This window comes from Salegentibacter mishustinae, assembly GCF_002900095.1.
Lineage (GTDB): Bacteria > Bacteroidota > Bacteroidia > Flavobacteriales > Flavobacteriaceae > Salegentibacter > Salegentibacter mishustinae.
In genome coordinates, this window is the sequence record NZ_LLKN01000002.1 from 792806 (window position 1) to 814555 (window position 21750).

The following is a 21750-nucleotide window of genomic DNA, read 5'->3' on the forward strand; positions in this document are numbered from 1 at the left end:
CCTGCTCCGAAATTTATCCGGAGATCTAATATAATCCTAGTTAGTCTCTTGTTAGAAGCTGAAATAAATTCAGCCTGACGGTAAAGTATACTGATCTAATTGTAAGAATTATTCAATTAAGAATTCATAATTTCTTCAATCTCCTCAATTTCAATTGGGATATTGCGCATCAGGTTAAATGGTTCTCCTTCTTTTTGAATTACCACATCGTCTTCCAAACGAATTCCGAAGCCTTCATCTGGTAAATAAATTCCCGGTTCTACGGTGAAAACCTGGTTTGGTTTCATGGGTTCGGTTAAAATCCCGTAATCGTGGGTGTCTAATCCAATATTATGTGCGGTACCGTGCATAAAATATTTTTTGTAGGCAGGCCATTTTGGGTCTTCGTTTTGAACATCGGCTTTATCTAATAAGCCAAGATCCAGTAATTCTGAGGTCATTAATTTACCAACTTCCTTATGGTATTCTGCCCAAATAGTTCCCGGAACTAACCATTTTGTGGCTTCTTTCTTTACCTTATTTACCGTATTGTAAATCTGTTTCTGGCGATCTGAAAACTTTCCTGAAACCGGAATAGTTCTGGTCATATCGCTAGAGTAATTAGCATATTCTGCACCGGTATCTAAAAGGATTAAATCTCCTTCTTTACATTGCTGGTTGTTCTCGGTATAATGAAGCACGTTTGCGTTATTTCCGCTGGCAATAATTGGCGTGTAAGCGAACCCGCGGCTACGATTTCTAATCATTTCGTGCCAGTATTCAGCTTCAATTTCGTGTTCCCAAACCCCGGGTTTTGTAAATTTTAATGCTCTACGGAAAGCTTTTTCGGTAATATCGCAAGCTTTTTGCATAATATCCAGCTCAATTGGGTCTTTTACTGAACGTAGGCGCTGCAAAATAGGATTGCTTTTCGCTACCTGGTGCGCAGGATATTTTTCTTTACACCATTTTATAAATCTTTCGTCACGAGTTTCTGTTTGTACATTCGCTCGATAATGCTCGTTGGTATTGAAATATACTGTTTCGCATTGCGACATAACTTCAAAGAAGATCTTCTCAAAATCCTGAAGCCAGTAGACTGTTTCAATTCCACTAACTTCTAAAGCTTTTTCTTTATCTAATTTTGCGCCTTCCCAAACAGCAATATGCGGATTGGTTTCCGTAAGAAATAAAATCTCACGATGTTCCGGTTTTGGAGCATCCGGGAAAAGCACCAAAATTGCTTCTTCCTGGTCTACACCACTTAAATAAAATAAATCCCTGTTTTGCTGAAAAGGCATGGTGCTATCGGCACCAATAGGGTAAATATCGTTAGCATTAAAAACCGCAAGACTGTTAGGCTTCATTCCCGCTGTAAAGCTTTTTCGGTTTTTTATAAATAATTTACTGTCTATTTGATCGTATCTCATTTGTTTATATTTTAAACCTTACAGATTGCATAAAGCTGAAAACTGCTGGGTTTATTATTATTTCTATTTTTTATTAATTTCTTTCAATTCAGGTTTTATGTTCCAGAAGTAAAAAAGCATTCCAACAAAAACTCCTATAAAAAGGCTGTGTAGAATTGTGTCAATAAAGTCAGGAATGTTGTCGTTTAAAAAATATTCCCAACCGTAATCCCAAAGAAAGAAGAATGCGCAAAAGAAAAGTACGCAGGTAAAAGGGTTTTGGATCAATCTTGAGAAAGTTCTTTTCATTCTATCTTTTGTAAGCTGAAATCTTAAATTGAGCTAATTTGTTAGTTGTTATTGCAAAGTTATCATTATCTTCCAGAGGAAAAAACCTCCAGGCAAGCCTATAGGCTATTATCCTGCAACAATAATTTCATTTCGAGACAAGGGCTGGCGTATTCAATCTCGATTATCGAGTAAAAAGATCCTGCCTTACTCATATAAGCCCAAACGGTTTTTAAGTTCAAGGTTTTGTTTTTGTAATTTTTTCACTTGCCTTAATAAATGCTGAATTGCTTCAAGTCCTTCCAAATTTATATCGAGGTCGTAATGCAGTCGCCATAACCTTTCAAATTCTGAAATCTCATCGCAATGCACATATTCTGTTTCTTCTACGGTAATAATTTCAATCAAACCGCTTTCGTAAAGCGAACTAACAAATGTGCGTTTAACTTTATACCTTGCGCAAATCTCATCGGTTGGTATTAAATCTTCTAAATTCATGAGCGTAATTTTTGAAGTTCCTGAAACAGTTCTTTTTCTCTCGCGCTTAAGTTTGTTGGCATTTTTACATCATAAGTAATAATTAAATCCCCAAACTGATTTTCCTTTTTATATTTCGGAAATCCTTTGCCTTTTAATTTCACCTTAGTTCCCGTTTGGGTTTCTGGCTTTACTTTTAATTTAACCTTTCCGGCAAAGGTGTCCACGGTGAGTTCCCCGCCGAGTAAAGCGGTATATAAATCCAGGCTCACGTTGCTAAACAAATTCTCTCTTTCTCTTTTAAATTTTGTGTTATTTACAATATTAAAAGTGATATAAAGATCGCCTTTAGGGCCACCCTGAACGCCAGGCCCGCCATGACCCTTAATTTTAATGGTTTGCCCGTTCTCAACTCCGGCGGGAATTGTAAGTCGGATATTCTTTCCATTTACCGTTAGCGTTTGTTTGTGACTCGTATACACATCGCTTAAGTTTAGCTGTAGCTCAGCATTAAAATCCTGGCCTTTAAAATGACGGCCGCGACCCGAACCGTGGGCTCTTGCGCCACTGCCAAACATTTCCTCAAAAAAGTCTGAAAAAGTATCATCATCAAAATTTCCTGAATAGGAATAGCCACCCTGGCCGCCACCAAATCCGCCGCCCGAATAAGCTCTGCCGCCAGAGGCTTGCTGTTGTTTTTTAGCTTCTTCGTAAGCATCGGCGTGTTGCCAGTCTTTCCCGTATTGGTCGTATTTTTTTCGTTTTTCGGGATCGCTCAAGACTTCGTTGGCTTCGTTTATTTGCTGAAACCTCAGCTGAGCTTCCTTATTATTTGGGTTGAGATCTGGATGATGTTTTCTGGCCAGCTTCCGGTAGGCTTTTTTAATATCAGCCTGGCTGGCAGATTTATCTAATTCCAGCAATTTGTAGTAGTCTATAAAATCCATGAAAACTTATGAATTAATGTTGAAATTCTATCTCCTGAAATTACTAAAAAGCTGACTTACTTCCCATTTAGTTTGAATAAAATCGAATAAATTAGGAGAAATTTTATAAAATATGTTATGCGAAATCTTTAATTTTTTGAATAATACTGTTCATGTTTTCTGGAAATTTTACTGCTGAAATTAAATCGTAATTATTATTAAATTTTATTTTTAATATGAAGTTAATATTGAATTTTAAATTTTCATGTGTAACCAAATACATCTTATTAGCTTTTTTTATGAAATATTAACCCAATATTTGTTTCAATATTAATACTTAAAACTTTAAAGCTGTGTGTGGAATTGTATGTGCTTTCGATTTAAAAGATAGGTCTGAAGACTTAAGACCTCAAATATTAGAAATGGCTAAATGTTTAAGACATCGTGGCCCGGACTGGAGTGGAATTTATAGTGATGAAAAATCGATTTTGGCGCATGAGCGCCTGGCTATTGTAGATCCTATTTCTGGTGGACAACCTTTATTGTCTGATGATAAAAAGCTAGTGCTTGCTGCAAATGGTGAGATCTATAATCATAAAGAATTAAGGAGCCGGTTTCCAGATTACAACTTTCAAACAAAATCTGATTGTGAAGTTATCCTGGCGCTTTATAAAGAAAAAGGTGATAGTTTTTTAGATGAATTAAACGGGATTTTTGGTTTTGCTATTTATGATGTCGAAAACGATGAGTATTTTATTGCTCGCGATCATATGGGAATTATTCCATTATATGTAGGCTGGGACCAAAACGGAACCTTTTATGTAGCTTCAGAACTTAAGGCTTTAGAAGGAAAATGCACTAAGATTGAATTATTTCCTCCCGGGCATTATTTATCGAGTAAAAAGGAAGGTTTCCAAAAATGGTATGAGCGAGACTGGATGGAATATGATGCTGTAAAGGATAATGAAACCAGTATCGAAGATTTAAAAGAAGCTCTTGAAAAGGCGGTGCACCGGCAGTTAATGAGTGATGTGCCTTATGGTGTTTTGCTTTCAGGGGGATTAGATTCTTCAATTACTTCTGCGGTTGCTAAATTATATTCAGAAAAAAGAGTAGAGAGTGACGATAAGGATGCGGCTTGGTACCCTAGGTTGCACTCTTTTGCTATAGGGTTGGAGGGTTCACCCGATCTTGCAGCTGCAAAAAAAGTGGCCGATCATTTAGATACGGTGCATCACGAAATAAAATTCACTATACAGGAGGGATTAGATGCGATTAAAGATGTGATCTATCATTTAGAAACTTATGATGTAACCACAATTAGGGCGTCTACGCCTATGTATTTAATGGCTAGAACTATTAAATCTTTGGGAATTAAAATGGTGCTTTCGGGCGAAGGTTCAGATGAATTATTTGGTGGGTACCTTTATTTTCACAAAGCCCCTAGTGCAAAAGATTTTCACGAGGAGACCGTTCGAAAACTAGATAAATTACATCAGTATGATTGTTTACGGGCTAATAAATCTCTTTGTGCCTGGGGTATAGAAGGGCGTGTACCGTTCCTGGATAAGGAATTTATGGATGTAGCCATGAGGATAAACCCTAAAGATAAAATGATTACCGGTGACCGTATAGAAAAGTGGGTGCTAAGAAAGGCATTTGAAGATTATTTGCCGGAAAGCGTAGCCTGGAGGCAAAAAGAACAATTTTCAGATGGTGTTGGTTATAGCTGGATAGATACTCTAAAAGAATTGGTTAATGCAGAAGTGAGCGATGAGCAGCTTAAAAATGCACATTTCAAATTTCCAATCCAGCCACCTTCTAGCAAAGAAGAATATTATTACCGATCAATTTTTACCGATCATTTCCCAAGCGATGCGGCAGCAAAGTCGGTTCCATCTGTGCCTTCTGTAGCTTGTAGTACACCAACTGCTTTAGAATGGGATGAGTCTTTTAAAAATATGAACGATCCTTCAGGTAGGGCAGTCGCTAATGTTCATTCTGACAGCTACCAAAAAGCTTAGAAAAATCAATTTAGAAATTTAAATTTATTAAAAAAGCTACCTAAATCTATGGGTAGCTTTTTTTATGGAATTCTCGCTCTTAACAAGGTTTGTGAATTGTATAACCATAATTTATATGAATCTTTAAGTCCTAAAATGTGAGTGCTTTGAATAATAGCGGATAGGTGAAGCTTTTAACTTGTGGCATTGTGTGGATTGGAAATAATGATCTTCAACAAAATTATCGCTTACTTATATTTGTTCTAAATAGTCCTATAAACAGGCTTGAAAGTTTGTCCGTAAGTGATTTGGAGTGTATTTTTGCTGTTAAATTTCTATAAAATTATCAAACCAATGGGTGGATTTCTTAATTCAACCATAGCAAGAAAATTTGCTATGGCCTTATCGGGACTATTTCTGGTCTTATTTTTAGCTCAGCATTTTAGCATCAATTTTATTTCTGTATTCAGTAAAGACGTTTTCAATGAGGTTTCTCATTTTATGGGAACTAACTTTTTTGTACAGGCTTTATTGCAACCTATTTTAATTTTTGGAGTGATTTTTCACTTTGTAATGGGTTTTATACTTGAAGCGAAAAACCGTGGAGCAAGAGATATAAAGTATGTTAAGTTTGCCGGAAATGAAAATTCAAGCTGGGTTTCAAGAAATATGATTTACTCAGGACTTGTAGTTTTAGCTTTTTTAGGGCTTCACTTTTACGATTTCTGGTTTCCGGAAATGATTCATAAATATATAGAATCACATCCCGAAGACGCTGCTCGTTACTATGATGAGTTAGTGGCGAAATTCCAAAGCCCGGTTAGAACAATATTATACGTGGTTTCATTTGTATTTTTGGCCCTTCACCTTTATCACGGCTTTTCTTCTTCGTTTCAATCTGTTGGATGGAGAAATAAATACGCCAAAGGACTTAGAGGATTCACCAAAGCTTATGCGATCATCATACCGCTAGGATTTATTTTTATAGCCCTTTTTCACTATATTAATAACCTTTAATACGTAAGATTTATGTCAGTTTTAGATTCAAAAATACCTAAAGGGCCTCTAGCAGAAAAGTGGACCAATCATAAAAATGATATTAACCTGGTAAACCCTGCCAATAAGCGTAATATTGATGTTATCGTTATTGGAACAGGTCTTGCGGGAGGAGCTGCAGCTGCAACTCTTGCCGAATTAGGTTATAATGTAAAAACATTTTGTTACCAGGATTCTCCAAGACGTGCTCACTCTATCGCCGCCCAGGGAGGTATTAACGCCTCTAAGAATTACCAGGGAGATGGCGATTCAGATTACCGCTTGTTTTATGATACCGTAAAAGGTGGGGATTATCGTTCTCGTGAAGGGAATGTTTATCGTCTTGCTGAGGTTTCCGGAAATATTATAGATCAATGTGTGGCACAGGGAGTTCCTTTTGCCCGTGAATACGGTGGTTATTTAGATAACCGCTCCTTTGGTGGGGTGCTTGTTTCCCGTACTTTTTATGCGAAAGGACAAACAGGACAACAATTGTTGCTTGGCGCATATTCAGCAATGAACCGCCAGATTAACCGTGGAAAAATACAGCCATTCAACCGTCATGAAATGATGGATTTAGTATTGGTAGATGGTAAAGCTCGGGGAATTATTGCCAGAAATATGATTACCGGTGAGATTGAACGCCACTCGGCTCACGCCGTGGTATTGGCTTCCGGTGGTTATGGAAATGTTTTCTTCCTTTCTACAAATGCGATGGGAAGTAACGTGATGGCAGCCTGGAGAGCGCACCGTAGAGGAGCATATTTCGCAAACCCTTGCTATACACAAATTCACCCAACCTGTATTCCGGTTTCAGGAGATCATCAATCAAAACTTACGTTGATGTCTGAATCCCTTCGGAATGATGGACGAATTTGGGTGCCTAAGAAAGAAGAAGACGCTAAAGCTATAAGAGAAGGTAAGAAAAAACCAACAGAACTTTCAGAAGATGAAAGAGATTATTACTTAGAGCGTCGTTATCCTGCGTTTGGTAACCTTGTGCCTAGAGATGTGGCGTCAAGAGCAGCTAAAGAGCGTTGCGATGCCGGTTATGGAGTAAATAAAACAGGACAGGCAGTTTACCTGGATTTTGCGAGTGCCATAGAGCGTTACGGAAAGGAAAAAGCTTTTACTTCAGGGAATAAAAATGCTTCGAAAGAAGAAATTACTAAGCTTGGGAAAGAAGTAGTTGCTTCTAAATATGGAAACCTCTTCGATATGTATCAGAAGATCGTAGACCAAAATCCATATGAAACCCCAATGATGATATATCCAGCGGTTCACTATACAATGGGTGGACTTTGGGTAGATTACAACCTGCAAACTACCATTCCGGGTTGTTATGCTGCCGGAGAAGCGAACTTCTCAGATCACGGTGCTAACAGGCTTGGAGCTTCTGCATTAATGCAAGGGCTGGCAGATGGTTATTTTGTATTGCCATATACTATTGGAGATTATTTATCAAACGACATTCGTACTGGAGCAATTCCTACAGATTCACCAGAATTTGAAGAAACCGAGAAGGCTGTAAAAGAACGAATTGACAAGTTGATGAATGCCGGCGGAAAGAAATCTGTTGATTCCTACCATAAGGAATTAGGACTTATTATGTGGAACAAATGCGGAATGGCACGTAACGCAGAAGGATTAAAAGAAGCGATTGAAGAAATTGCAGCTTTAAGAGAAGATTTCTGGAAAAACGTAAAAGTTCCCGGAAGTGCTACTTCTAAAAATGCAGAGCTTGAAAAAGCTGGTCGTGTAGCAGATTTCCTTGAACTTGGAGAATTATTCGCTAAAGATGCACTACATAGAGAAGAATCTTGTGGAGGGCACTTTAGAGAAGAATACCAAACCGAGGAAGGTGAAGCTTTAAGGGACGATGAGAACTTTAAGTATGTTGCTGCCTGGGAGTATAAAGGGAAACCTGCAGATGCCGTGCTTCACAAAGAAGACCTGGTATTTGAAAATATAGAATTGAAAACAAGAAGTTATAAATAGAATTGAGATTTAAGTATTGAGTATAAAAGCTCAATACTAAATACTCACTACTCAATACTTTTAAGATATGAAGCTTAACTTAAAAATATGGCGTCAGGAAAATGCCACTGCTAAAGGAAAAATGGTAGATTATCCTGTAGATGGAATAGATGGAGATATGTCTTTTCTTGAAATGCTGGATATACTTAACGAGCAGTTGGTAGAAAAAGGAGAAGATACCATTCAGTTTGATCACGATTGTCGTGAGGGAATTTGTGGTTCTTGTTCTTTGCAAATTAACGGCGAGCCACACGGCCCAGATAAGTTAATCGCAACCTGCCAGTTGCATATGCGCTCTTTTAAAGATGGTGATACCATTTATATAGAGCCATTTAGAGCAAAAGCTTTTCCGGTAATAAAAGACCTTATTGTAGATCGTACTGCTTTTGATAGGATTCAGCAAGCCTGGGGGTATGTTTCAGTAAATACTTCGGGGAATACCGTAGATGCCAATACTATTCCAATAGAAAAAGAAAAAGCCGATGAATCTTTTAACGCGGCAACCTGCATTGGTTGTGGAGCTTGTGTAGCAGCTTGTAAGAATGCGAGTGCTATGTTGTTTACATCAGCAAAAGTTTCTCAGTATGCTTTACTTCCGCAAGGTCGTGTAGAAGCTACCGAGCGTGTTCAGGCAATGGTTAGACAAATGGACGAAGAAGGATTTGGAAACTGTAGTAATACGGGAGCCTGCGAAATAGAATGTCCTAAAGGAATTTCTTTAGAGAATATCGCACGTATGAACCGTGAATACCTTTCAGCAAGTATAAAAGGATAAAACTTCCTTAAATACAAATAAAACGATCCCAAATTCTTTTTGAATTTGGGATTTTTTATGCAACTTAATCAACTACCTCGAAGAAAGTGCAGGAGGTATTTTACGAGAATAAATTCACCCAATTTCGATGTTGCATATCATTTAATGGAATTTAAAAATAATATAATGCCAGATTTTCAAAATCTTCCTTCAAAACTTCCAGCCGGGAAAACCAGTATATTTTCAGTAATGAGTGGGCTTGCAAGAAAGCATAAAGCGATAGATCTTTCCCAGGGTTTTCCCAATTTTGAAACCGATAATCATTTAAAAGAGCTGGTTTGTAAAGCGATGAAAGATGGCTACAACCAGTATCCGCCCATGAATGGCATTCCCGAATTGCGGGAGCAAATAGTTAGCAAAATTGAAAATCTCTACGGAAAGAAATATGAGGAAGCTTCCGAAATTATTTTCACCGCAGGAGCTACCCAGGCTCTATATTGTGCTATAAGTGCATTTGTGCATCCCGGAGATGAAGTAATTGTTTTTAAACCGGCCTACGATTCTTATGAACCCGATATTAAACTGGCTGGAGGTAAACCTGTTTTAATCGAATTAAAAGGAAAAGATTTTAAAATCGACTGGCAGGAAGTTGAAGATAGAATAACTTCTAAAACCAGAATGATTGTAATTAACACGCCGCATAATCCAACAGGAACCGTTCTTTCAAAAAGTGATATGCAGCAACTTGAAAAATTGCTGAAAAGCACCAATATTATCTTGTTAAGCGATGAGGTATACGAGCATCTTATTTATGATGACGAACAGCATCAAAGCGCTTCCAAATTTCCCGGTTTAGCTGAAAGGGCTATTGTGTGTGCTTCCTTTGGCAAAACTTTTCATAATACGGGTTGGAAAATGGGCTATTGCGTAGCTCCCGAAGTTTTAATGAAGGAGATCATTAAGTTTCATCAAGCTACGGTTTTTTGTGTGAATCATCCAATGCAGCGGGCTTTTGCAGAATATTTAAAAAATCCGGAGCACTATTTGAGCCTGGGAAATTTCTATCAGCAAAAACGCGATAAATTCCTTGAGCTGATGCAAGGCTCAAAATTTAAAGGAACTCCCTCAAAAGGTACCTATTTCCAGGTGATGGACTATTCAGAAATTACCGATGAACATGATGTAGATTTTGCCAAAAGATTGATTACTGAGCACGGACTGGCCACTATCCCGGTATCGGTATTTCATAAAGATGGAAAAGATCACAAACAGTTGCGTTTCTGCTTCGCTAAAACCGACGAAACCCTGGAAAAAGCAGCTGAGATTTTACATAAATTATAGTATCGAGGTTGTCTGAAAAGTCTAGTTTCGTCAAACTGAACTCGTTTCAGTTTCTAACATATTTTTAATTGTCAATATCTTAGATTCTGAATTAAATTCAGGATGACGATTTCATTTTTTTTCTAAGTCACTCAAATAAACCAATGACCATAAATCTCCAAAATCAAACTTTTGAACTTCACCCCAGCGGTGCCGCTTTTTGGAAAGAAGAAGGAATCCTCTTAATTAGCGATGTGCATTTAGGAAAGATTTCTCATTTCAGAAAATTTGGAAGTGCGGTGCCTCATAAAGCGATCAATGCAAATTTTTTAAGATTAAGCGAAGTAGTGGGGAAATTTCAGCCAAAAATTGTCTGCTTTTTAGGAGATCTTTTTCATAGCGATCTTAATAATGAGTGGAGATTATTCGAAAACTGGCTTAGTTTTGTAGAAGCCGAAGTAGCTTTAATAGCAGGAAATCACGATATAATTTCCCCCTTAAAATATGAAGAATTGAGCGTGAAAATTCATTCTGAATGGCAGCTTAATGGTTTTTTGCTTACCCACCATCCAGAAAACAGGACAGATTTCTTTAACCTTTGCGGACATATTCACCCGGGCTATCGATTAAATGGAAAAGGAAAACAAAGCCTTAAATTGCCTTGTTTTTTCCGAAGAAAAGATCAATTGATTTTTCCTGCTTTTGGAGAATTCACCGGGAATTTTATGATGAAGCTAAATGAAGGGGAAAAAGCATACGCAATTACCCAAAATGAAGTAATTTTAATAGAAAACAGCTAAAAATGGAAAAACGTCTTGCGGTACTCAATTTTATCTCGGTAATTTTAATTATTGCCGTTAGTTATATTTCTCAAACGGGAATCATTAACGGGAATACTATGGGTAGCCTTAGTGCCGAGTATTATAATCTTTTTACTCCTGCAGGTTATGCTTTTGCCATTTGGGGAATAATCTTTCTTTCGCTTCTAGGCTTTTCTGGTTATCAACTTTTTCAGGCATTTTCAGCGAAAAATGATCTGGAGTTTTTAAAGAATTCCGGTTACTGGTTTTTAACGGCTAACCTGGCCAATGCTGCCTGGGTAATATTTTGGCTTTATGAGTTTACGGGAGTTTCAGTACTGCTCATGTTTTTAATTCTTTTCTCTCTTATAAAAATAATCCTGAAAACCAATATGGAACGCTGGGATGCCCCATTAAAAATCCTTGCTTTTAGCTGGTGGCCTATTTGCCTTTATTCAGGATGGATCGCCGTTGCCAGTATCGCGAATGTTTCGGCTTATCTTTCTAAAATAGATTGGACAGCACCGTTTTTTGGAGAAGAAATTTGGACAGTTATTATTATTGCGGTGGCTGTTTTTCTAAATATCGCTATGATCTGGCGCAGAAATATGCGGGAATTTGCCGCAGTTGGCGTTTGGGCGTTAATCGCTATTTATTTTAGACATTTTGGCGAAATCCCACTTATCGCTTATTCTGCTTTAATAGGTGCGGTTGCTATTTTTTCAAATATTATTTACCACGGCTGGTTGAATAAGGAAACAAACCCGATGTATAAATTGATGAAGCGGGATTAACTCCTCTATTTCGAGGGTGAGACTTTGCTAAACCATTCCTTTAATATCGCTTGCCCAACTGGGATAAGTGAAAATCATTTTCTTTAAAGTTTCACAATCCAGCTTTCCGCACATCGCCATCACAAACATATTGATGATTTCGGAAGCTTCCGGGCCAACTAAATGAGCCCCAAGTACGAGTCCGGTTTTTTTATCCACCAGGGTCTTATAGGCGTATATTTTCTCATTGATATGTTTTGCATTAAACCATTCGGGCACTAATTTGTGTTCCAGTTCATAATCGTATCCCTGTTCCTTAGCTTCCTTTTCTGAAAGTCCTACGGAAGCCAGTTTTGGCAGGGTAAATACTACTGTAGGTTGCGGCGGATAATCTGCTTTTTTAGGCTCTTTTTTATTCAAAAGATTCGCTGCAACGATCTTTGATTCCTGTGAAGAAAGTGGCGTTAAAGGTAAGCCAGAACTTGCCGAAACATCACCACAGGCATAAACGCTCTTGTTAGTGGTATTTTGAAGAAATTCGTTAACGCTAATTCCCTTTTTTGAAAAGTCAACGTTCCCTTTTTCCAAATCCAGATCTTCTATAGATGGAACGCGACCTGCGGTATTAAAAACCATTTCAGCTTTGGCCGAAACCTCTTTTCCGTTTTGATTTGCTTTTACTCTAAAGTTCTTTTGCAGTTTTTCAATTTCATTTACTTCGGCATTAAAAATAAAATCGATTCCCAGGTCTTCTTCCGAAACTTGCTGGATGTATTTCACCATATCTTCATCGAAGTTGGAAAGCGGTCCTGGCGCAAAATCCATCATGGTTACTTTTACCCCAAAACGAGCTGCGATATGCGCGAATTCCATTCCAATATATCCCGCACCGATAAAAATCATCGTTTCGGGTAATTCTTTTAGATCGAGAAAATCTTCGCTTAAAAGAGCATATTCTTCGCCAGGGATCTTTAATGGCATAGCTTTTTGCCCGGTAGCGATAACGATCTTATCTGCGGTTACCGTTTTGCCTTCAACAGAAAGCGTGTTTTCATCCAAAAATTTTGGAGATTGGTGATACATTTTGATGTCCAGAGCAGCCAGATCTTTTTCAGTGGCGGCAGGAATGGCATCTACAAATGTTTCTTTAAAAGTCATGAGATCACTCCAATTTACTTCAGGCATTTTGGTGATTCCCATGCCCTGCATTTTAGTAGCGCGATCTATAATTTCAGTAAAACCAACTAAAACTTTTTTAGGGTCACAGCCACGATTGGGGCAGGTGCCGCCATACTCTCTGTTATCGGCTATCGCGACCTTCCATCCTGCCTTAGCGCAGTCTTTTGCTACACCTTTTCCGGCGGTTCCGGTTCCTATTACAAATACGTCAAAATGCTCAAATCCCATAATTATAAGTTCTTACAGCAAATTAGGCATCTGCAGACATTTTTGCTGTTATAAAAATGGTAAAAGTGGAGTGGAAAAGAAATTCTTTGGTATTAAAGAAAGTATAAATTAACTAACGTTAAAAAAATGTTGAGAGGTTGCGGGACAAAATTTCTGCAATTATCTTTGCGCCAATGAGTAAAACTATTATCGCCCAAAGCTTTGCACAATCCTCGCAACAGCAGGAATTGCGGGAGTCCCTTGTCTCTTCTGAAAAAAATCGGACTAAAATTCAACTAAAAGGACTTGTTGGTTCTGCTTTTTCTTTTGTTGTAGCCAACGCGTTTAAAGAAGCTGAAAAGCCCTTTTTACTGATTTTTAATGATAAAGAAGAAGCTGCTTATTATTTAAACGATCTCGAGCAACTGGTAGGAGAAAAGAATGTGCTTTTTTATCCCGGCAGTTACCGCCGTCCTTATCAAATAGAGGAAACAGATAATGCGAATGTACTGTTACGAGCCGAAGTTTTGAACCGAATCAACTCGCGTAAAAAACCGGCGATAATTGTTACCTATCCCGATGCTTTATTTGAAAAAGTAGTTACTAGAAAGGAACTCGATAGAAGCACGCTAAAAATTTCTGTGGAAGACGAACTTTCTATAGATTTTGTAAACGAAGTTTTATTCGAATATAAATTTAAGCGGGTAGATTTTGTAACCGAACCGGGCGAATTTTCAGTACGTGGTGGAATAATAGATGTTTTTTCCTTTAGTAACGATGAGCCTTACCGTATCGAGTTTTTTGGGGACGAAGTAGATAGCATTAGAAGTTTTGATGTAGAAACCCAGCTTTCTACAGATAAAGTGAAGAAAATTTCGGTAATGCCGAATGTTGAAAATAAACACCTTGACGAAATACGGGACAGTTTTCTAAAATATATTTCAGAAAAAACCGTGGTGTTTGTTAAAAACCTCGATTTACTCACTGCCCAGGCCGATAAACTTTTTAGCAAGGCAGAAGAAGCTTTTAATAAACTTTCTGAAGAAGTAAAACATAGCGAACCCAAAGAGCTGTTTTGTGACGGGCAGTTAATTAAAAGTCAGCTGGAGCTTTTTTCAGTTGTTGAACTGAGCAATCAGGCGTATTTAGAGCCTCAGAAAAATATAGAATTTCAAACAAAACCCCAGCCTTCTTTTAATAAGCAATTCGATTTACTGATTGACAACTTAATTGAAAATCAGGAAAACGGATATACAAATTATATTTTCTGCGTTAGCGAACAGCAAGCCAAACGCTTCCACGATATCTTCGATGACCAGGAACGTATCGTAAAATACCAAACAATTACTTTGGCTTTATTCCAGGGCTTTATAGATGAGGCCGGAAAAAACATTTGCTATACCGATCACCAGATCTTTGAACGTTATCATAAGTTTCATCTTAAGAATGGTTATGCTAAAAAACAGGCGATTACCCTTAAGGAACTTGGTAATCTTGAGGTGGGCGATTATGTAACCCATATTGATCATGGAATAGGCAAATTTGGCGGACTTCAGAAAATTGATGTTGAAGGGAAAAAGCAGGAAGCCATCAAGCTTTTCTATGGCGAGCGCGATATTTTATATGTTAGCATACATTCGCTGCATAAAATTTCAAAATATAACGGGAAGGATGGCAAAGAGCCCAAGATCTTTAAATTGGGAAGCAATGCCTGGAAGAAATTAAAGCAAAAGACCAAGGCCCGGGTTAAGCATATTGCCTACAATCTAATTGAACTTTACGCAAAACGTAGATTACAAAAGGGTTTTGCCTTTGGCCCAGATTCTTACTTACAACACGAGCTGGAAGCCTCTTTTATGTATGAAGATACGCCAGATCAAAGTACCGCTACCCAGGCGGTAAAAGAAGATATGGAAAACGAGCGCCCTATGGATCGGTTGGTTTGTGGGGATGTTGGTTTCGGGAAAACAGAGGTTGCTATTCGGGCAGCTTTTAAAGCGGTAGATAACGGTAAACAAGTTGCTGTTCTGGTGCCAACCACTATTTTGGCATTTCAACATCACGAAACTTTCTCTGAACGTTTAAAGGATTTTCCGGTAACGGTAGATTATCTAAATAGGTTTAGAACCGCTAAAGAACGGCGTGAAACTTTAGCAGATTTGGAGAATGGAAAAGTAGATATTGTGATTGGTACACACCAATTGGTAAATAAAGCAGTGAAATTCAAAGATCTTGGTTTATTAATCGTAGATGAAGAGCAAAAATTTGGAGTTTCGGTAAAAGATAAGCTCAAGACTATAAAAGAGAATGTAGATACACTAACGCTTACTGCCACGCCTATTCCAAGAACACTTCAGTTTAGTTTAATGGCCGCAAGGGATTTATCTACCATTACCACACCGCCTCCAAATAGATATCCTATTGAAACTAATGTAATTCGCTTTTCCGAAGAAACTATTCGGGATGCAGTTTCTTATGAAATTCAGCGTGGCGGGCAGGTTTTCTTTATTCATAACAGGATTGAAAATATTAAAGAAGTCGCTGGAATGATTCAGCGTGTGGTGCCAGATGCTAAGGTTGGGGTAGGACACGGGCAGATGGAAGGTAAGAAGCTGGAAAAACTGATGCTGAGTTTTATCAATGGTGAATTTGATGTCCTGGTTTCAACAACGATCGTGGAAAGCGGACTTGATGTGACCAATGCGAACACTATTTTTATTAATAATGCGAATAATTTTGGGGTTTCAGATCTTCACCAGATGCGAGGTAGAGTAGGCCGAAGCAACAAAAAAGCTTTTTGTTATTTTATAACGCCACCATACTCTGTAATGACCGAAGATGCCCGTAAAAGAATTAGTGCCCTGGAACAATTTTCTGAATTAGGAAGCGGTATAAATATCGCGATGAAAGATTTAGAAATTCGTGGTGCCGGGGATTTACTGGGTGGCGAACAAAGCGGATTTATCAATGAAATTGGTTTTGATACCTACCAGAAGATTTTAAATGAAGCCATTGAGGAATTAAAAGAAAATGAATTCCAGGAGCTGTATAGCGAATCTGAAAATATAGAGGATAAAACCTTTGTAAAAGATGCGCAGATCGATACCGATTTTGAAATTCTTTTTCCCGATGATTATATCAATAATATTACTGAAAGACTTAATTTATATACGCAATTAAATAATATTACTTCAGAAGAGGAATTGCAAAAGTTCGAAGCCGAGCTTGTAGACCGTTTTGGGGAATTACCAACCCGGGCAGTAGACTTACTGAATAGTGTTCGAATAAAATGGATCGCGGCGAGTATAGGTTTGGAAAAGATCATATTAAAACAAGGCAAATTGATAGGTTATTTTATTTCCGATCAACAATCCAGGTTTTACCAAACCAATACATTTACCAAAGTGCTGCAATATGTACAAACACATAGGCAAAAATGCACAATGAAAGAGAAGAAAACCAGGAATGGCCTGCGTTTGCTTTTAACTTTTGAAAAGATTAATTCGATAGAAAGCGTTTTAAAAGTTTTGCAACCCCTTGATTTTAGATTGAAGGAAGAAGAGGTAGAAAAGACTGCTTAAAATGTTCCCCTCCCTTTTAAGGAGGGGTGGCTGATAGGCCGGGGTGGTTGAACCCTTCTGTCTTTCCTTCGGAATGCCACCTTCCCTTCAGAAGGGAAGGAGCTTTTGATATAAGACCTCACAGGTTTTTGAAACCTGTGAGATTTCTTTTTTGCGTCATTCTGAATTCGTTTCAGAATCTAAGTTGTTATATAGTTCTTTCAAAATCAAAACCTAAAACCTCTTTTAAATTCACCGAACTAATCTTTTTTCCTTTCGAAACTCCATTCTGCTCAAAATCGGGAATATTTAAGTTTCTTTCTTTTGCCGTTTTACTGTAGTATTCTTCCCTTGTGGGATGACCTGGGTAGGCGGCGTTAAAAATCTTTCCCCAGGCTTCTTTCTTGATGATCTGGTTAATGATTTTAATACAATCTTCCTGCTGAATAAGATTTACCGGCGCTTTTGGATTTTTAATCCCGGTTTTGTTAGCGAGATAATGCACAGGATGTCTGTCCGGGCCAATCAATCCACCGAAGCGAACAACTGCGGTTTGAAAATGCTCATTCTTTAATAGTATCTTTTCTGCAGCATTAAGTTGCTTAGCGGCTTCTGAAGTTCCGTTAGCTTCATTTTCTTCGGTGTATTCGGGGAAGGTTTCTTGGTCTTTATAGACTGAAGTAGAACTCACAAAAATCACTTTTCCTACAGGTGATTTTTCTATATAATCTACAATTCTTCCTATTTTACCTACGAAATCGGCCTGGGGATCACTGCGTAAACCAGGTGGTATATCAATGATCAAAAGTTCAGCATGGGCAAGAAACGAAGTTAGATCACCCTGAACGCCTTCGGTAAAAATTTTGATTTGATAGGGAGTAATTTCAGCATCACGCAATGGCTGTATTTTTTCCTGACTGGTAACCGAGCCTTTTACTACGTGCTCTTCTTTCAGCTTTTTTGCGAGTGGCAATCCCAGCCAGCCGGTTCCTAATATAGATATGTTCATAAAGCCCCTCCCGGCCTCCCCAAAGGGGAGGTGTTTTTAAGTTTTTAAATAAAATATTCGTGTATTTGTGTATTCGTCAAGCTGAACTTGTTTCAGCTTCTAATATGAGAGCATTTCTTATCAAGTTAGATCCTGAAATGAATTCAGGATGACGAATAATAACCCAAAGCTACAAAACCAAAGCCTACTCGGGGCTTATGGTTTTCTTAAAAATTACAGCATCATTTAGCACAAAAGGCCGTGGGATCATTGTTTCGGGCCTTGGCTTTACATTTAAGGCTTCATTTTCTAGCAAATCATAACTGGACTCGTAGAGCGTAAATTCTGGTTTTATCTCGTTTTTTAAACTAAATTCCAGTCTTAAGGTATCCCTTCCCGAAATATGATAAGTCAATATCCGGTCGTGCCATCTACGGGTGTGAATATGAAAATCGTTACTTCCTAGTGCAACGGAATCGGCTTCAAGCCCGTTTACTTTAAAGCTTTGAAAATCTATTGTTCTATCGGCAAAAAGTTCTATTCTATTTGCTTTTCGGTTGGTAGCAATTTTTAATGAATAGGAATTAAAAGCTGAGGTAGAATCGGTTTTTTCCCAGGTTACGCCCGGTGATTCTAGATCAATTTTTGGAGCTTCGGTACGCCAGGTAAAATTTGAGCCGTATTTACTGCTAAAGGTTTTATTTTCTGAAGGAGCAATTAATGGTTCTTCTCCAAAATATGCTTCGGTCCATTCGTCTGGCATCTTATCGTAAGAATACCAATTGGTAGTGTTTTTATCGGCATCAAAAAGATAAACCAGCGAATTCGGTTTGGGATGTTCTTTGGTGAAATCGGCTTTAAAATGTGCGATTATTAAAAGAATATTGAAAACTAAAAAGAATAAAACCGCAATCTTCTTATTGCTTTTAAAGTAAGCGAAAACAGGTAACAGCAGTTGAAATAATAGAACCGTGAGTAAAGCTGAAACAAACAATATTTTCAAACCTAAAGCTACCGGAAACATTTTTATAAACGGCACTAAAATAAATACAGCCGGAAGGCTTAATAACGCCATTAATAAGGAGTTTGGCGATTCCTGACGCATCATAATAAATAGCTGCAGCAAGCCGAAAAAACCTGGTATGATAAAATAAGCCGCGCCTTTTAGAAAGAAAGCGAGCAAAGCACAAAGCAATAACCAGAAAAATAGCGGAACAACGAATAGATTAGCCTTGTTTTCTATATGTCTAAATCGGAAGTAGGTGAAAAACGAAATGAGTAAGCTTAATGAAACAAAAGCGGCGATATAATAATAGCCGTTGTAGGTGAAACCCTGTTCCATTTCTGAATATTCCGGATAGCTGTAGAGTAAGAATTTCCAGAGTAGAAAAACCAATAAGCCAGAAAAGGCAAGGCTTACTACAAAGGGAATAATACTTTTTAAAATTTCTTTTAGCTGAAAACGATCCTTAGAAAATCCGTAGCCGAGAAGGATAAAAAACAGAACAAAAGCGAGAATAAGCATTGGGAAGATCCAGGAAAACGGATAACTAATTATTTCCCCTCCCGGAATATTGAAAAATAATACTTTCTCTTCTGCATCTACTTCGGCTAAATCTACATCTTTAAAATAATCAAGTAAAGACATTAAATAACTACCTTGATGCGCTAAGGTTTCCTTGTCTAAGTTTTTAGGAGTGTCAGTCGCGGTGTGATAATCAAAATGATCGTCTATAAAGGCAAAATTATAGCCTGGGATATCACCCTGTTCGCGTAAAACTGTAAGATCGGTATCATTAGGCAACATTTTATAAACGCTATAAACGAGCGAATTTGTAACGGGAAATTCTGGGTTTGCTTTTTTGAAAGAATTAATAAGCCCAGCATTTCCTGAATTTGTTTCCAGGAACATAAAAGAATCTCCATCGCTGCCTCGGGCTTCAAAGTTAAGAGCAAGCTTAGCGTCTTTAGCCCAGGGGTGATCTTTTATAAAAAGTTCGGCGCCATTTAAACCGAGTTCTTCGGCATCGGTAAATAGAATGATGATATCATTTTTGTGTTTTTTATTTTCAGCTAGAAAAGTGCGAATACCTTCTAAAATTGTCCCTACGCCACTGCCGGCATCACTGGCACCCAGGGAAGAATGCGGGTTACTGTCGTAATGCGTCATAATCACCAAAGCCTCACCGTTTCCGTTTCCTTCCAAACGAGCCGTGATGTTTTGAGGGCGGACTAATACGCCATTTTTATTAAGAATATAATCTTCGTGGGTTTGGGCCTGTAAGCCCATTTCCTGTAATTTACCAACGATATAATTTCTTACGCGGCTATGGGCTTCAGTTCCTACATAATGGGGCTTCTGCGCAATTGCTTCAACGTGTTTAAAAGCGCGTTGGGTAGAAAAAGTAGTTCCAGGTGCATCTTCGGCTTCAATAGTTTTTGGCTGGCTGCTGTAAAAGCTAAACCAAACTGCAATGGCAATAAAAATGAATGAAAAAAAGCGAGGTATATTTTTCAGCATAATTCAGAAAAAAACAAAAGGTTTTACAGGATTTAAAGATACTTAAGATTTTAAGGAATAGTAGCGCTGCGGAGTAAGCTTTCAGAATAATTAAATTTTGCCTATATTTAAGTAATTAGTAATCAAAAATTTAGGCTATGGGTATTAAAAGTTTTCAGGGAAAACGGGCGGCGCCGGAAAAGGAAAAAAGCGCTCCAATGTTAGTTAGAGATTATATGAGTACTTCACTTATTACCTTTAAGGAACACGAAAATATTATGGATGTTGCTGAAAAACTCACTAAAAATAAGATTTCCGGTGGGTGTGTGGTAGACGATAATAATAAGTTATTGGGGCTTATTTCTGAAGGGGATTGTATGAAACAAATTTCTGACAGCAGATATTATAATATGCCTTTAGATAATGCCACGGTAGGAAAACGAATGACTTGTAATGTTGATACTATAGATGGGAATATGAATGTGATGGATGCCGCGAAACTCTTTATTGAAAAACGATTTAGGAGATTTCCAATTGTAGAACACGGGAAACTTATTGGGCAAATTAGTCAGAGTGATGTTTTGCGGGCTGCGGTACGCTTAAAAAGTAATAACTGGCATTTGGGTTGATCTACGGCTAGTTGCGTTTTACCAACGCGTAAATTTCATTTTCTAAAGGAAGATATCCCTGGTCGTAAACAAAATAATAGACTTTACCAGTTTTTGTAGTGTATATACTGGTAAGATATTCAAAATTGAAACCACGAGCGAGTAATTTATTTTTACTAATCGTGGTTTTTTCGTTTGGGTTGAATTCTTCTAAAATCCGATAATTTTTGCGAAGCTGGTTGTTTACATTTCTTACCAGGTTTTTCCTGTCTTTGTTGAGGTTATTATGGTGGGCATTACGGCAGTAATCGCTGCAGAATTTTTTATCTACCCGACCCACAATTTTTTCGCCACATTCTAAACAGGTTTTTTGCATAACTCGATACTCGAGACTTTATATTTTAAAGGTTTCTCCTAAATTAAATTTTGTTCTCACAATAAATATAAATAAAAAGCTGAATAATTACTGAAATTAGGTTCATCTGTTCTTTCTCATTTCGGCCTGCCGCATAGGCATACTATCTATAGTATTAAAAAGTTTTTCTATGGAAAGCACTTCGGTTTGTTCCAGTTTTTCGCCGCCATCTAAACCAATCAGCATAACCCTGAAATCGCTATTTTTAACTTTATATTTTCCATAGAGCTCTGTAGAACTCTTCCAGTTTTCTTCTTGGAATCCGGTGCTGTATTTTTCAGGTAAAATTTTGTAGACCACCAATTTTCGCTCCTTTAAGCCTTGTTGATGTTTTTGAAGCTCGGTAATTTGTTGTTGAAATTTTTCGGTTTTCTCTTCAGTAATAATCAAAATGAGACGATCTTTCCATTGGTGTTTAGAAAGATCTTGCGCATTTACATTCATAGTAAAAAAGAAAATTAGTAGTAAGAAGCTTATAGATTTTAGCATATT

General features: G+C 37.8%; 18 protein-coding genes. 9 read left to right on the plus strand and 9 right to left on the minus strand.

Annotation, left to right across the window (positions count from 1 at the left end; translation table 11 throughout):
- Positions 1-116: 116 nt before the first annotated feature.
- From APB85_RS06480 to APB85_RS06495, 4 genes are all read right to left on the minus strand, one after another.
- Complete coding sequence (locus APB85_RS06480) at positions 117-1409, minus strand: aminopeptidase P family protein (RefSeq protein WP_057482517.1); 1293 nt, start codon at positions 1407-1409, stop codon at positions 117-119.
- 63 nt (positions 1410-1472) lie between these two features.
- Positions 1473-1697 carry a hypothetical protein gene (locus APB85_RS06485; RefSeq protein WP_057482518.1) on the minus strand — a complete coding sequence of 75 codons (225 nt, stop codon included), beginning with the start codon at positions 1695-1697 and terminating at the stop codon, positions 1473-1475.
- 186 nt (positions 1698-1883) lie between these two features.
- Positions 1884-2174, minus strand: a complete 291-nt coding sequence (locus tag APB85_RS06490) for a chaperone modulator CbpM (protein WP_057482520.1) — start codon at positions 2172-2174, stop codon at positions 1884-1886.
- Entirely contained in the window at positions 2171-3100 is a 930-nt protein-coding gene (locus APB85_RS06495; RefSeq protein WP_057482521.1) for a DnaJ C-terminal domain-containing protein, read from the minus strand. The genes APB85_RS06490 and APB85_RS06495 overlap by 4 nt, the downstream gene beginning before the upstream one ends.
- Positions 3101-3432: 332 nt before the next feature.
- Here APB85_RS06495 and asnB point away from each other — a divergent pair, with 332 nt between their 5' ends.
- From asnB to APB85_RS06530, 7 genes are all read left to right on the plus strand, one after another.
- On the plus strand, positions 3433-5103 hold the full coding sequence (asnB, locus tag APB85_RS06500; protein ID WP_057482522.1) for an asparagine synthase B: 1671 nt from the start codon (positions 3433-3435) through the stop codon (positions 5101-5103).
- A 333-nt stretch (positions 5104-5436) separates the two neighbouring features.
- Positions 5437-6099, plus strand: a complete 663-nt coding sequence (locus tag APB85_RS06505) for a succinate dehydrogenase cytochrome b subunit (protein ID WP_057482523.1) — start codon at positions 5437-5439, stop codon at positions 6097-6099.
- 12 nt (positions 6100-6111) lie between these two features.
- A complete protein-coding gene (locus APB85_RS06510) occupies positions 6112-8115 on the plus strand; it encodes a fumarate reductase/succinate dehydrogenase flavoprotein subunit (protein WP_057482524.1) in 2004 nt (667 codons plus the stop codon).
- 67 nt (positions 8116-8182) lie between these two features.
- The gene (locus APB85_RS06515; RefSeq protein ID WP_057482525.1) at positions 8183-8929 is read left to right on the plus strand and encodes a succinate dehydrogenase/fumarate reductase iron-sulfur subunit; all 747 of its coding nucleotides are present in this window, start codon (positions 8183-8185) and stop codon (positions 8927-8929) included.
- A 165-nt stretch (positions 8930-9094) separates the two neighbouring features.
- Positions 9095-10249, plus strand: a complete 1155-nt coding sequence (locus APB85_RS06520; RefSeq protein ID WP_057482728.1) for a methionine aminotransferase — start codon at positions 9095-9097, stop codon at positions 10247-10249.
- Positions 10250-10392: 143 nt separating this feature from the next.
- Positions 10393-11028: a ligase-associated DNA damage response endonuclease PdeM gene (gene pdeM / locus APB85_RS06525; protein ID WP_057482526.1), complete on the plus strand. Its 636-nt coding sequence runs from the start codon at positions 10393-10395 to the stop codon at positions 11026-11028.
- A gap of 2 nt (positions 11029-11030) precedes the next feature.
- Positions 11031-11822, plus strand: a complete 792-nt coding sequence (locus tag APB85_RS06530) for a hypothetical protein (protein ID WP_057482527.1) — start codon at positions 11031-11033, stop codon at positions 11820-11822.
- 27 nt (positions 11823-11849) lie between these two features.
- Here APB85_RS06530 and APB85_RS06535 read toward each other — a convergent pair whose 3' ends face one another.
- Positions 11850-13208 (minus strand): dihydrolipoyl dehydrogenase family protein, encoded by a 1359-nt coding sequence (locus tag APB85_RS06535; RefSeq protein WP_057482528.1) that lies wholly within the window; start codon positions 13206-13208, stop codon positions 11850-11852.
- 173 nt (positions 13209-13381) lie between these two features.
- On the opposite strand from APB85_RS06535, the gene mfd reads away from it, so the two are divergent.
- Positions 13382-16768: a transcription-repair coupling factor gene (gene mfd / locus APB85_RS06540; RefSeq protein ID WP_057482529.1), complete on the plus strand. Its 3387-nt coding sequence runs from the start codon at positions 13382-13384 to the stop codon at positions 16766-16768.
- Positions 16769-16955: 187 nt separating this feature from the next.
- Here the strand turns inward: mfd and APB85_RS06545 are convergent, their stop codons facing one another.
- Entirely contained in the window at positions 16956-17756 is an 801-nt protein-coding gene (locus tag APB85_RS06545; RefSeq protein WP_057482530.1) for an NAD(P)H-binding protein, read from the minus strand.
- Between the two features lie 184 nt (positions 17757-17940).
- Complete coding sequence (locus tag APB85_RS06550) at positions 17941-20256, minus strand: M28 family peptidase (RefSeq protein ID WP_057482531.1); 2316 nt, start codon at positions 20254-20256, stop codon at positions 17941-17943.
- 137 nt (positions 20257-20393) lie between these two features.
- On the opposite strand from APB85_RS06550, the gene APB85_RS06555 reads away from it, so the two are divergent.
- A complete protein-coding gene (locus APB85_RS06555) occupies positions 20394-20864 on the plus strand; it encodes a CBS domain-containing protein (protein ID WP_057482532.1) in 471 nt (156 codons plus the stop codon).
- Between the two features lie 7 nt (positions 20865-20871).
- Here the strand turns inward: APB85_RS06555 and APB85_RS06560 are convergent, their stop codons facing one another.
- Positions 20872-21219, minus strand: coding sequence for a hypothetical protein (locus APB85_RS06560; protein ID WP_057482533.1), 348 nt, complete (start codon positions 21217-21219; stop codon positions 20872-20874).
- Between the two features lie 102 nt (positions 21220-21321).
- Complete coding sequence (locus APB85_RS06565) at positions 21322-21747, minus strand: DUF4174 domain-containing protein (protein ID WP_083482219.1); 426 nt, start codon at positions 21745-21747, stop codon at positions 21322-21324.
- Between the last annotated feature and the right edge of the window lie 3 nt (positions 21748-21750).